The sequence below is a fragment of the Actinophytocola xinjiangensis genome (genome assembly GCF_001921215.1).
GTDB lineage: Bacteria > Actinomycetota > Actinomycetes > Mycobacteriales > Pseudonocardiaceae > Actinophytocola > Actinophytocola xinjiangensis.
Genome location: NZ_MSIF01000005.1, coordinates 392,035 through 405,455, shown reverse-complemented (window position 1 = coordinate 405,455; position 13,421 = coordinate 392,035). Strand labels below are relative to the sequence as shown.

At 72.5% G+C, this 13,421-nt stretch carries 8 protein-coding genes and 1 pseudogene; 6 read left to right on the top strand and 3 right to left on the bottom strand.

From position 1 onward, the window contains the following. Positions 1–631: 631 nt before the first annotated feature. Positions 632–1,342 (bottom strand): annotated as a pseudogene (locus tag BLA60_RS45490) (protein kinase domain-containing protein); the annotation flags it as partial. A gap of 94 nt (positions 1,343–1,436) precedes the next feature. On the opposite strand from BLA60_RS45490, the gene eccD reads away from it, so the two are divergent. Both eccD and eccB read left to right on the top strand, forming a co-directional pair. After that, complete coding sequence (gene eccD, locus BLA60_RS14445; RefSeq protein ID WP_075133340.1) at positions 1,437–2,816, top strand: type VII secretion integral membrane protein EccD; 1,380 nt, start codon at positions 1,437–1,439, stop codon at positions 2,814–2,816. A 3-nt stretch (positions 2,817–2,819) separates the two neighbouring features. Continuing rightward, positions 2,820–4,253, top strand: coding sequence for a type VII secretion protein EccB (gene eccB, locus BLA60_RS14440; protein ID WP_075133339.1), 1,434 nt, complete (start codon positions 2,820–2,822; stop codon positions 4,251–4,253). A 420-nt stretch (positions 4,254–4,673) separates the two neighbouring features. Here eccB and BLA60_RS14435 read toward each other — a convergent pair whose 3' ends face one another. Both BLA60_RS14435 and BLA60_RS14430 read right to left on the bottom strand, forming a co-directional pair. Beyond that, a complete protein-coding gene (locus BLA60_RS14435) occupies positions 4,674–5,363 on the bottom strand; it encodes a hypothetical protein (protein WP_075133338.1) in 690 nt (229 codons plus the stop codon). Positions 5,364–5,428: 65 nt separating this feature from the next. Next, entirely contained in the window at positions 5,429–6,943 is a 1,515-nt protein-coding gene (locus tag BLA60_RS14430) for a hypothetical protein (RefSeq protein WP_075133337.1), read from the bottom strand. 261 nt (positions 6,944–7,204) lie between these two features. Here BLA60_RS14430 and BLA60_RS14425 point away from each other — a divergent pair, with 261 nt between their 5' ends. From BLA60_RS14425 to BLA60_RS14410, 4 genes are all read left to right on the top strand, one after another. Further along, positions 7,205–8,749 (top strand): amino acid adenylation domain-containing protein, encoded by a 1,545-nt coding sequence (locus tag BLA60_RS14425; protein ID WP_075133336.1) that lies wholly within the window; start codon positions 7,205–7,207, stop codon positions 8,747–8,749. Positions 8,750–8,838: 89 nt separating this feature from the next. After that, entirely contained in the window at positions 8,839–10,002 is a 1,164-nt protein-coding gene (locus BLA60_RS14420; protein WP_211288721.1) for a ferredoxin reductase domain-containing protein, read from the top strand. A gap of 11 nt (positions 10,003–10,013) precedes the next feature. After that, entirely contained in the window at positions 10,014–10,781 is a 768-nt protein-coding gene (locus BLA60_RS14415) for an enoyl-CoA hydratase (protein ID WP_075133334.1), read from the top strand. A 222-nt stretch (positions 10,782–11,003) separates the two neighbouring features. Then, the gene (locus BLA60_RS14410) at positions 11,004–13,361 is read left to right on the top strand and encodes a prealbumin-like fold domain-containing protein (protein ID WP_075133333.1); all 2,358 of its coding nucleotides are present in this window, start codon (positions 11,004–11,006) and stop codon (positions 13,359–13,361) included. The last annotated feature ends 60 nt before the right edge of the window (positions 13,362–13,421 follow it).

The following is a 13,421-nucleotide window of genomic DNA, read 5'->3' as shown; positions in this document are numbered from 1 at the left end:
GTGGCGGTACCACCGGGGCTGGCACGTTCGCCGGCGGTGCCGGCGACTGCCGCGGGCCTGATTGCGGTGGATCCGGCCGCGGTGATCCTGGCTGCGGTGTCACCGTGCCCGGTGAGCTCACCGGCGCTGATGGTCGCGAGGGATGCGGCGGAAGCGACCGCGGCGGTGCCGGTGCGTGCTGTGCGCCCGATGGTCGCTGAGGAGGTTCGGGGCGCGGTGGAACCGGCTGCGGCGGTGTCACCGGGCGTGTCGGGTGCGCCTGCGGCGACACCGGTTGCGAACAAAGGGACTGCGGGTCCACCCGCGGCGGAGCAGGCCGCGCTGGCCCCTGCCGAGGAGGCGCCGGCGGGAAAGGCGCCGGCCGCATCGGCTGCGCGTACTGCCCCGGCTGCCCGTACCAGGACGGCTGAACGGGCCCGGCCGGCGGCGGAACCTCCGGCCGCCGGGCGAACGAATCGAAGTTCACATCGGACTGCGCGGCCGGCGGCGCGAGCGGGTTCAACGCCGGCGGAACGGTCGTCGACCGCCCGCCGCGCACATGGTCGAACCACGCCGCGACCCTGGCCGCGTCGGCGGGGCGGTCGGCGGGATCCTTGGCCAGCAACAGGTTCACCAGGTCCGACAGTTCACCCGGGATCGCCTGGATCGGCGGCACGGGGTCGCGCAGCACCCGCAGGATCCGCTCCCCTGGCTCCTGCCCCGTCCGCCGGGGGAACGGTGGGGCGCCGGTCAGCATCGTGTACAGCACGGCGCCCAGTCCGTACAGGTCCGAACTCGGCGAACGGACGTCGTCGCGGAGGGTTTCGGGGGCGGTGTACTCGAGGGCGTGGGTGACGTCGCGGGCGTAGCGTTCGCGCAGGGCCAGGCCGAAGTCGGTGAGGACCGGGTCGCCGGTGCGGCGGAACAGGACGTTGTGCGGGGTCACACCGCCGTGGGTGACGCCAGCGTCGTGGGCGGCGGCCAGGGCGGTCGCGGTCGCGGAGCCGATCGCCAGGACCTCCGACACCGGCAGCGCGCCTCTGGTGAGCATGCCGGCCAGCGAACCGGCGCACAGCTGGGTGACCACACTGGACCGGTCGCGGGAGTACTCGATGACGGCGTCGACGCGCAGGATCGAGCCGACCGTCGACACCGTCGCCAGCGCGCGGCGCTCCCGTTCGACACGGCTCGCGGTGTCCCGGTCGAACTGGTCGGGGAAGACCTTGACGGCCACCTCGACCCCGGTCGCCGCCAGCCGGCCCGCGTACACGGTGGCCACCGGGCCGCGGCCGAGCACGGTCGCGGCGACCACCTCGCCGCCGCCGTCAACACCCAACGCCGACCCCCCTGCGGTTACCGTCATACCCGCAACCTACGAAAATCCACCGGCCGCGGCGGGTTTCGGCATCTTGCTGCCGGCGGCGCCCGGACCGCGCGATACCGGCGATGCTTCCACCATGCAGACTACCGGCCTCGTCAGAGTCACCGTGTCCGCTCCGCAGCGGCGAATCGACATGGCGCTGCCCGAGTACGCGGCGCTCGCCGAGGTCCTGCCCGGTGTGCTGGCCCGCGCCGGCGAGGACCTCGCCGACGACGGCGTCACCGACGGCGGCTGGGTCCTGCGCCGCGCCGACGGCTCGGAACTGGCGCTGGGCCGCACGCTGGCCGCCCACCGGGTGCGCGACGGCGAGATCCTGCACCTCACCCCCGGCCAGCTGGACTGGCCGGAGCTCGAGTACGACGACCTGGTCGACGCGATCGCCACCGGCTCCGGTCGGGTCCGCCGGCCGTGGGGGCCCCGGCACACCCGGGTCGCCGGGCTGTCGGCCGGGGTCGCCGCCCTGCTGCTGGGACTGCTCGGCGTGCTGCGCGCCGGCCCGCCGTGGGACGCCCCCGCGCTGTGGGCGCTCGGCGCGACCGTGGTGCTGCTGGCGGTCGCGGCCGTGCTGGCCAGGGCCGCCGGGGACGCCGGCGCCGGTGTCGTGGTGGCCAGCGCCGCCCTGCCGTTCGCCGCCGCCGGCGGCGGGCTCGTCCTGGCCGGCGACCGGGCGGTCGGGGACCTGTCGGCCGGGCATCTGCTGCTGGCCGGGGCGGTGCTGCTGCTGGCGGCGCTGGTCGGGATGCTGGCGGTGTCCACCGCGCAGGCCCTGTTCACCGGCGCGATCACCGTCGGGTTCGGCACCGTCGTGGCGGCCTGGCTGACGACCTGGGACTGGCGCCCGCACGAGTCGGCGGCGGTCGTCGGCGGCGGGCTGCTGATGCTCACCGCCGGCTACGCGTCACTGTCGCTGCGGCTGGGCCGGGTGCCGATGCCGGTGCTGCCGCGCTCCACCGCCGACCTGCTGCGCGACGACCCGCAGCCGCCGCTGTCGACCGTGCACGCCACCGTCGCCCGCGCGGACGCGCTGCTCACCGGGCTGCTGGTGGGCACCGGCATCGTCGTGTCCGGCTGCGCGATGGTCCTGTCGACCGGGGTCAGCGAGGCCGGGGTGGTGCTCGCCGGGCTGATCGCCGCCGGGTTCCTGCTGCGCGCGCGGGTGTATCCGGTGGCCCACCACCGGGTGCCGATGCTGGCGACCGGCGCGATCGTGGCCGCCACCCTCGTCGCCGGCCCGCTGATCAGCGACCGGGACACCCTGCTGGTGATCGCCGGCCCGGCGCTGTTCCTGGTCGCCGCCGGGGCGATGGCCGCCGGGATCGGCTACAGCACCCGCGCCGCCGGCCCCTACCTGGGGCGGCTCGCCGAGTACGCGGAGATCCTGGTGCTGGTGGCGGTCGTGCCGGTGACGTGTTCGGCGTTGGGCCTCTACGGCTACGTGCGGGGCCTGGGGGGCTGAGCGATGGCGAGCAAACGTGACCAGTTGCAGGCCCAGCAGTTCGTGGTGCAGCGGGCGACGTCGGCGCTGGTGGTGGGGGAGACCGACCCGGAGCACCCGCCGTTCCGCCGCCCGGTGAGCTCGTCGTTCATCGGGGTGGCGCTGGCGATCGTGGCGCTGGCCTGCGTCGGCGTCTACGGGATGATCGTGCCCGGCGGCAACGACGCCTGGCGCGACCCCAAGGCGGTGATCGTCGAGTCCGAGACCGGCACCCGGTTCGTGTACCTGGACGGGCGGCTGCACCCGGTCGCCAACTACGCCTCGGCGGTCCTGCTGGTCGGCCAGGGCGCCACGACGAAGAAGGTGTCCCGCGACTCGATGGTCGACGTGCCGCGCGGACCGCGCCTGGGCATCGCCGACGCGCCCGACGCGCTGCCCGGCACCGACCGCCTGCTGACCGACTCGTGGTCGCTGTGCTCCACCCCCGCCAACGACATGACCGGCGGCCGCGTCGAGGAGTCGGTGCTGCTGGTCGGCGCGACCGCCGACGGCGGCCACACCCTCGGCGACCAGGGCCTGCTCGTCCGCCTCGCCGAGACCGACGAGCGTTACCTGGTGTGGCGCGGGCACCGCCACCAGCTCGTCGACTACGCCGTGACCGGGACGGGCCTGGCGATGTCGGCCCAGCCGTGGGCCAGGGTCGGCCGCGCGTGGCTCGACGTCCTGCCAGAGGGCGACCCGATCAGCCCCATCCCGGTGCCCGACGCCGGCAGCCCGTCCACCGCCGTCCCCGGCCGTGAGGACCTGCGCACCGGCGCGATCGTCCAGGTCCTGACCTCCGGCGGCACCACCCAGTACTACCTGGTCGGCAAGGCGGAACTGCGCCCCATCACCGAACTCCAGTACGACGTGCAGCGCGCCTACGCCCCGACCCGCGCCGCCTACCCCGACGGCGATCCGGCCGCGCTGCCGCTGTCGGCGTCCCTGGCCACCGCCGCCCAGGCCCCCGACCCCAGCGCCCGCACCGACGGCGACGTCCCAGCGCAGCTGCCCGAGATCACCCCGCTGCGCGACGGCGGGTCGACGGTGTGCGCGATGTTCGCGCCGGAGGCGTCCGTGCCCCGGCTGCTCGTCGACGCCGTGCCACCGCCGGCCGACCCGCTGGCGGCCACCGCGGTCCGCACCCCGGACGGCACGCCGCTGGCCGACCGCGTCCACGTCCGCCCCGGCTGGGCGGCGGTCGTCGAGGCGATGCCGTCAGCGACCGCGCAGGTCGGGACGCTGGTCGTGGTGACCGACACCGGGCGGCGGTACTCGGTGCTCAACCCGGACGTGCTCGGGAGTCTCGGGTACGGCGGGGTGACGCCGGTTCGGCTGCCTGGCGGGTTGGTCGCGCGTCTCCCCGCCGGTCCGGCGCTGGATCCCAACGAGGCGGCCCGCCAGCCTCTGTCCGGCTGAGTCCCGGCGGGCACTGGCGGCTGCGAAAGGTACGACCGGCCGGGTGGGGCCTTGCACTGACTGTGCGGCGGACCTGGCTGGGGCAGTGCCCACACTCCTCGCTGTGGACAACTCCTCGCACGCCCCCGGTTGTGTCGGTGTCGATCGATATCCTTGAAAGAGGGGTCCCCCTGGCGAGGCGCGAGTCCACTTGGCGGCGAGATTCGCATTCGCACCCGGGGTGTACTCGGGGCGCTCCGGGCCGTGTCGCTGCGGTATTCGCACCGTGCGCTCCGGGTCTTAGTGCTTCGGTGTTCGGAGCTGCGGCGCTGCCCTGGGCGGATGGCGTCGGGTCGATCAGCTCGTCAGCTGCCTGGCCCTGGTGACCAACTCGCCGACCCTGTCCAGGCCCCGCACCCGGGTGCGGGGTTCGCGCCGCCCCTACCGCAGTGGCCCGCCGACCCCCGTCCGGTTGAGAGCGGCCGTGTCGAGCAGTTCGGCGACCGTCCGCCGGGAGCCGTCGGTACCCGCGGCCACCGCCAGCAGGACGTCGTCGACCCGCAGGAACCGGGCGAGTTCGCGCTGCGGTTCGGTGAGCTGGTCCAGCCCGGGCGGCACGGGCGGTTCGAGAATGTCCTCGGCGGCGGTGTCGAAGGCGTCCTCGTCGCGTTCCCAGGTGCCGTAGGCGGCGAGCCACGCCAGGTACAGCGGCCGAGGGTCGCCGGTGAGCAGTTCGGCGCGGACCCCGGCGATGACCGGCAGTGCCTCGTGCGGGTCGTAGTCCCAGTCGCCTTCGTCGTCCTCGCTGAGCAGGTCGAGCAGGACGTGGTCGTCGGTTTCCTCGACGGTGAACAGTTCGTCGACGGCGTACCGTCGGGCGCCTGTCAGCCCTTCGCGGGGCAGGCGCAGCAGGATCCGCCGCGTTCCCCAGTCCGCCAGGTAGAGGTGGGCGTCGTAGTAGCGGCGTACCAGTTCGGTGGGGTCGCCTCGGAACTCGCCCCACTCGTACTCGTTGACGAAGCCGGTGGCGGTGATCTCCGCGCGGGTGGACAACGTCCGCACCTCGGCCTGTTCCGGCTCGCTCAACGGCCGGTCGACCGCGAGGAACTCGTAGTACTGGTACTCACTCACCTCGGCGGCCTCCCGGGTCCACGCGTCGTCGACCCGTTATAGCGGGCGGGAAGGTGAAATTCGGGTCAGCTGGTGTTTCTGGCGGCGGTGAGGCTGCCGGTGAGTTCGCCGAGGCGGCCGGCGGTGGCGGTGGCGTGTTCGCTCAGCACGGTGAGGGCGCGGTCGAGGAACGGGTCGCCCGGCTGGTCGGTGTTCAGTGCGCGGGAGATGGTCTCGCCGGTCAGTTCCCGGTTGGTGGCGGCGATTCCGTAGACGATCGCGCCGACGAGGGTCTGGAGCACCAGGTGGACGGGCAGCGGGCTGGGCCGGGGGTCGGTGCCGGGCAGCCACGGGTCGAGGGTGTCGCCCCAGATCTCCCACAGGCGGGGGAAACGCGCGCCGATGCCGTGGCGGCCGACCCACAGGCGGAAGAAGGCGTCCGGGCGGGCGGTGAGCGCGGACTGGCCGGTCGACCGGAGCAGGTCGAGGGTGAGCCCGGAGGGGTCGTCGTAGAACTCGGTGCGCAGACCCATGCCGACCTGGTGGTGCCAGCGCACCGCCAGCGACGCCCGCCGCCACAGCCCGTCGACGGCGACGGGCGGCAGCAGCCACAGGCCGATGTTCATGAAGTACTGGGTGATCTCCCGGTAGGCCTGCCGGCCCGGTTCGGTCTGCGACGCGGCGAAACCCTTGAGGTTGATGCCGAAGAAGTGGTGCCAGGTGGCGTCGACGACGACGCGGCCGACGTCCTGCTGGTGCCCGTCGTAGGCGCAGACCGCGCCGAAGGTCGTGGCGTCCAGGATGCCCTTGTCGTCGCGGTCGGCCGGCCGGCTGCCGCTGGTGGACCACGCCACCACCTCGGGGACGGTTCTGGGCGGGTGTGTCGTCGGGTACTCGTCGTACTCCTGGCCGGAGATCAGGAACGTGCGGGTGAGGTTGGTCGGGACGTAGCAGTCGCCCTCGTGCGGGTGGTCCGGGAAGTGTGTGATCACCCCGGCGCCGCAGGTCAGCAGCGGGTGCACGGCGGAGCGGCCGTCGTCGCGGTAGTAGTGCGGCGAGATGATCTGGGGGATGTCGTCGGACTGGTCGTCCAGGGTGAACGGGCCGTCGCCGTAGCGCCGCTGCACGGTGTCGTGGCGTCCCGGCGCCTTCTCCGGCGGGGCGATCGGGTCGTTCGGGTCGGTGTCGTCGTCCCAGTTCCACTTGCGCATGCTGCGCACGCGGGGGATCTTCCCGCACAGCGCCCAGCCCATGTCCTCGTGGTCCCCGGTGGCGAACACCCCGCCGCCCTGCTGCATGAACCACGAGATCCTTTCGATCTCGCTGTCCCGCAACGGGTTCTCCGGCTTGCGCCCGACCCCGAACAGCCAGAGTTCGTGGTACCGGTCCAGCGGGTGGTCGTCGAAGGAGAATCCCTTGATGTCCGCGCCCTTGGCGTAGTCGTCGGTTCCCCGGTGCGCTCTGGTCACCGTGAACACGGCCTCCTCGTTCCCCTCCCGCAGCAACGTGACCAGCGTGTCGAGCGAGAACGGGAAATCGGTGGAGTACGTGCCCCGGGAGTCGATCACCATCAGAACGTTGATCGTGGCCTGCGGAATCATGCCCCGAGACTGACACGCCGCCGGTCGGGCGCGCTGGGTCCGTGACCGGATACCTCACCTTCGGGTACGGAGCCCCGACGCGTGGCCGATCCCGCTCCGGCCTTCGTTCACTCGCACCAATCAGATAGGCGATTCGGGGTAATTTCTCACCAGATATTGAACTCGTTGAACCTTTTCTTCCGTGTCCGCCTAGTACACCTCCGGGTCGACGACCCCCCGGCACCTCAACGGTGTCCGGCGCTGATCCGGAGGAAGGACGCGATGGACGACACAGACCGGTCGGAACCGTTGCTGCGGCACCTCTCCAGGCGGGACCGAGAACTGTTCTGGCTGTTCGGCAAGGGGCCGCGGCGCACTGTATCCGACCCGGCCATCCACCACGCGATCGAACGCATGGCGGCCACCCATCCGACGGTCACCGCCGTGGAGCACCACGGCGAGGCCATCACCTACCGTGAGCTCGACGCCCGTGCCACCGCCCTGGCGTGTCACCTGGCCGACCTCGGCGTGCGCCCCGGCGACCACGTCGCCCTCTTCCTGCGCCGCTCGATCCCCATGGTCGTCGGCATCCTCGCCACCCTGAAGGCCGGCGCCGCCTACGTTCCCCAGGACGTGGCGATCGCCCCGCCGGCCCAGCTGCGCCACGTCCTGGCCATCGCCCGCCCCCGGGTCGTGCTCACCACCGCCGACCACGCCGACCACATCCCCGGCGGCCACCCGATCCTCACCATCCCCGCCTCCGGTGCAGACCAGGCCCGGCCGGCATTCCGCCCGCGGCGCCCCGCGCGACCCGACGACCCGTGCTACGTCCTGTTCACCTCCGGCACCACCGGCATGCCCAACGGCGTCACCGTCACCCACGGCAACGTCGTCAATCTGCTCCTCACACAACCGGGTGACCTCGGGATTCAGCCGGGCTGGCGGGTCGGTCAGCTGCTGAACATCGCCTTCGACATGGCCGCCTGGGAGATCCTCGGGTGCCTGTCCCACGGCGCGACCCTGGTGATCCGGGGCGAGGACATCGCCGCCACCGCCCGCGACCTCGACGTCATCGTCGCCACGCCGACGATCCTGAGCCGCCTGGACCCGGAGGGCTGTCCACGGGTCAGGGTCGTCGCGGTCGCGGGGGAGCCGTGCCCGGGTGCGCTGGCCGACCGGTGGGCCGGCCGCGCGGCCTTCCACAACGGCTGCGGGCCGACCGAGGTGACGATCGTGAACACGATGGGACGTCACCGGGTCGGGGAGCCGGTGACGATCGGCCGCCCCACGCCCAACAACACCGTCTACGTCCTCGACGAGCACGGCCGCCCCTGCCCGCCGGGCGAGCCGGGGGAGATGTGGGCGGGCGGTGACTGCGTGTCCGCCGGCTACCTCGACAACCCCGACCTGACCGGCGAGCGCTACCGCCCCGACCCGTTCCTTGGCGGCGACCGTCTGATGTTCCGCACCCGTGACCTGGCGCGCTGGACCCCCGACGGCGACCTGGAACACCTCGGCCGCACCGACGACCAGGTCAAGATCCGTGGTTTCCGCGTCGAGCTGGACTCGGTGTCGGCCGTCCTGGAGACCCTGCCGGGCTGCACGCGGGCCGTCACCCTCAAGCTGGACAGCGACCACCTGGTCTCGTTCACCGCCGGCGCCGGGGTCGACCCCGACGAGGCCCGCTGGGCGGTGTCGCGGGCCCTGCCGTACTACTGCGTGCCGGCCGAGGTGTATTCGCTCGACACCCTGCCCCAAACCCCTCGGGGAAAGATCGACAAAGCGACCCTGCTCGACCTCGCCCGAGGCGCCGGGGCGATCGCGTGACCTCGACCCTCCCCGCACCCCTGCCCACCCAGACCTCCTTGCCGCCGCCCACCGCCTGGTGGCGCAGGTTTGGCAAGCACCCGCTGCTGATGCACTACAATCGCTTGGCGGCCCTGGTCATCGCCGCGAACCTGGTCCTGCTGGCGACCGTGCCGATCACACCGGCAACAACCGCCGACCTGGCCATGGCCAACGTCGCCCTGGCCGTCGTGATCCGCCAGCAGTACGTGATCAACCTGCTGTTCCGGCTCGCCACCAGCGTCCCGACCAGCTGGCCGCTGCGCCTGCGCTGGACCCTCGCGAAGGTCTACCACTTCGGCGGCCTGCACGTCGGCGGCACGATCGCCGGCTCGCTGTGGTTCACCACCTCGGTCGTCCTGCTGACCGTCGACGGCACCCGACCGGCCGTCCTGGCCGTCTCCTACACCGTCGTCGCCCTCCTGGGGGCGATGATTGCCACGGCGGTGCCACCCGTGCGCTCCCGCCGGCACGACATCTTCGAACGCGTCCACCGCTTCGGCGGCTGGGCGGCCCTGGCCCTGCTGTGGACCCAGACCATGCTGCTCGGTGCCAGCTGGTGGCTTCTTGCCGTGATCACGGCAAGCATTGCCCTGCCGTGGGTGCGTCTGCGCCGGGTCCGCGTCCGGATCGAACGCCCGTCCGCGCATGTGGTGCTCGCCCGGTTCGACCACGGCGTCACCCCGTTCGCCGGCTCGTCCACCGCGATCAGCCGCCACCCTCTCCTGGAGTGGCACTCGTTCGCGAACGTCCCCGCCCCCGGCCAGTCCGGCTTCCGGCTGACGATCTCCCGGGCCGGTGACTGGACCGGCAAGCTCATCGACGACCAACCGGAAACGTTGTGGGTCAAGGGAATCACCACGGCCGGCGTGGCGAACATCGAGACCCTGTTCACCCGCGTGGTGTATGTGGCGACCGGCAGCGGCATCGGCCCCTGCCTGCCGCACCTGCTGGCCGAACAGGTCCCGTCCCGCCTGGTGTGGGCCACCCGCGACCCCCGCGTGACCTACGGCGACGCGCTGGTCGACGAGATCCTCGCCGTCCAGCCGAACGCGACCATCTGGGACACCTCCCGCAACGGCAAACCCGACATGGTCGCTCTCGCCCATGCCGTCTACCGGGAGTTCGACGCCGAGGCCGTCATCTGCATCTCCAACAAGAAACTCACCTGGCAGGTGGTCCACGGCCTGGAACGCCGCGGCATCCCCGCCTACGGCGCCATCTGGGACTCGTGAAGGAGAAACCGTTGCCCACCATCACGATCGACCGCGACGACCGCGTGGTCACCGTCACCCTCAACCGCCCGGAGGTCCTCAACGCGCTCAACGGCGAGGTCCTCGGCGAACTCCTCGACGCCCTCGTCCCGCTCGACGCCGACCCGGGCGTGGGCTGCCTGGTCATCACCGGGTCCGACCGCGCCTTCGCCGCCGGCGCCGACATCCGCGAGATGTCGACGAAGTCCTCGGTGGACATGCTGACCGAGGACTACTTCGCCGGCTGGGACACCTTCGCCGCCCTGCGCACCCCGAAGATCGCCGCGGTCGCCGGCTACGCCCTGGGCGGCGGCTGCGAACTGGCGATGATGTGTGACTTCGTCATCGCCGCCGACACCGCGAAGTTCGGCCAGCCCGAGATCAAGCTGGGCGTCATCCCGGGTATCGGCGGCACCCAGCGGCTCACCGCGCTGGTCGGCAAGTCCAAGGCCATGGACCTGATCCTCACCGGCCGTCTGATGGACGCGCGGGAGGCCGAACGCGCGGGCCTGGTCGCCCGGGTGGTGCCGGCCGACCAGCTGCGCGCCGAGGCAGCGGAGGCCGCCGCCACGATCGCCTCCTACGGCAAGCCGGCGACGATGGTCGCCCGGGAGGCGGTGAACCGCGCGTTGGAGGTGGGCCTGTCCGAGGGGGTGCTGTTCGAGCGGCGCACCTTCCACGCCCTGTTCGCCACCGACGACCAGAAGGAGGGCATGGCCGCGTTCCTGGCCAAACGCCCGGCACGGTTCATCGGCCGCTGACATCGTGCCGGCGTCCGCCGTCCCCGGGCGGCGGCCGCCGGCACGTTCGGGTGAATTCTTGGCGGCGCCTTTTCCCGCCGTGGCCAGGCGAACGGCGGCTCGAGGGGGTGAAGTCCCAGGTCGACGTGATCAGCATCGTCGTTTTTCTTAGGGCGTCCGGACAACCGTGATCCTCCGCCGGGAGCCGCCATGGCGTCGCGTCGTGCTGTTGGTGTCATCGCTGTGGCCGCGGCCCTGTTCGCCGCCATGGCCGGGCCGGCGGTGGCGGTGGTGCCGCCGGCCACCGGCTCGACCACCGTGGTCACCGTGCGCACCGGCGGGGACCGGGACACCGACACCTCCGTGGCGCCGCTGGCGGGCGTGCGGCTGGCCCTGTACGACAGCGCCGAGGCCACCGATCCGGTCGCGCAGCCGTGGGCGCTGTGCGTCGCCGACACCGACGGCGACTGCAATTTCGTCGTGCCGGCCACCGACGGCGCCAACGAGGGCCGCCGGTTCTTCGTGCGCCAACTACCTGACGGTGTCCCGGACGGCTGGTTCACCAACCCGGTCCTGCGCACCGGCTCGGGCAGCGGGTCCAACTCGGTCGAGCGCACCTACCAGTTCCAGACCCCGCCGATGGTCGCCGGCCGGACCTATTCGTCGACCGACTCGTCGATCGACTTCATGTACAGCCACACCTACAGCGACGGCGCGGCCTCCGACGGCGTGTGGCAGCAGTCGAGGGACAACCCGCCGCTGGACGCCGACTGCGGCTTGGACGTGGCTCTGGTGCTGGACCTGTCGGCGTCGGTCGGTAGCAACCTGCCCACGCTCAAACAGGCCGCGAACGGTTTCGCTGACGCGCTGGTCGGCACCCCGTCGCGGCTGGCGGTGTTCTCCTTCTCCGGCACGTCACCCAGCGCCGGGACCGACAACCACCCCGAGCTGACCTCGGTGTCCACCCAGGCCGGCGCGGACGAGTTCAAGAGCATCTACGCCGACTGGGAGCTGGGCGCGGGCACCAACTGGGACCAGGGCGTCTACGCCGTGGCGAAGGCCAGCGAGCGGTACGAGCTGGTCATGGTGCTCACCGACGGCAACCCGACCCGGTTCGGCACGCGGCCCAGCGGCGACGGCTCCAACACCCACTTCGTCGACGTCGAGAACGGCATCTTCTCGGCGAACGCCGTGAAGGCCAAGGACTCCCGGCTGGTGGCGCTGGGCATGGGTTCGGGCGTGCAGGGCCCGACCGGCCTCAACCTGCGGGCGCTGTCCGGCCCGGTCGCCTTCGACAGCGCCGACCCGAACCCCCTGGAAGCCGACTACTACCAGACCACGACCTTCGCGGCGGCCGCCCAGGCCCTGCGGGAGCTGGCGATCTCCCAGTGCAGCGGCACGGTCTCGGTGGTCAAGCTGCTGGTGCCGGCCGGGAACACCGGCGAGGACGTCACCGGTTCGACGGTCGCCGGCGCCGGCTGGCAGTTCAGCGCGACCAGCGACGACGCCACCGTCATCGACTCCCCCCAGACGACGACCGATGACGGCACCGGCTCGGTGTCGTTCGACCTGACCTTCCCCGGCGGTTCGACGTCGGCGGCGGTGACCGTCGACGAGACCCAGCAGCCCGGCCACACCCTGATCACCCAGGGCGGGGAGAACGCCGTCTGCCGCGACCTGTCCGACGGCAGCCCGGTGCCGGTCACCAACAGCGGCGCGACCGGTTTCACCGTCGAGGCGTCCGCCGACGCCCCGGTCAGCTGCCAGGTCCACAACCGCCCCGGCCTCCCCGCGACCGTGACGGTTGACAAGGAATGGATCATCGACGGCGAGGTCTACGCGGAGGGCACCCAGCCCCCCGGCTTCACCGCGGACCTGACCCTCACCGGCCCGGGCGGCGCCCCCGCCACCCCCCAGCCGTGGGCCGAACCCCGCCCCGGCTACGTCCAGGGCGACACCACGACCATCGACGAGTCGCTCACCCTGACCGACCCCGCCTGCACGGCCGGCGAGCCGCTGCTGGACGGCACCGAACCGCTACCCCACACCACCACCCTCACCTCCCCGACCAACCACCACACGATCACCAACACGGTGACCTGCCACGCCCACCTCACCCTGGTGAAGAAGGTTCGAGGCGACGCCGACCCGACCGCCTGGACCCTGTCCGCCGACGGCCCGACCCCCATTACCGGCGCCACCGGCGACGAGTCGGTGACCGGCGCGCTGGTCGACCCCGGCACGTACCTGCTGTCCGAAACCGGCCCCGCCGGCTACACGGCCGCCGACTGGACCTGCACCAGCACGGAGGGCGAGGTCCCGGTCGAGGCCGCCCAGGTGACCCTGACCCGAGGCGCCGACATCACCTGCACGATCGTCAACACCGTCGAGTCTCCTGGCCCTGGCCCTGGCCCTGGCCCTGGCCCGGGTCCGGGTCCGGGTCCTGAGCCGGGCCCCGGTCCCGTTGGTGGTGAGGGTGGGCAGCCAGGAGGGCTGGCCACCACTGGCGCCACCGTGTCCACCGCTGTGGGCGTGGCCGCCGCCCTGCTCCTCACCGGCCTCGTGATCGTCCTCACCACCCGCCGCCGCCAACGCGGCTGACGCTCACCGCCGCCGCCACGACGGTCGCCCCAACCGAGCCCACGCCAACGTGAACCGGGG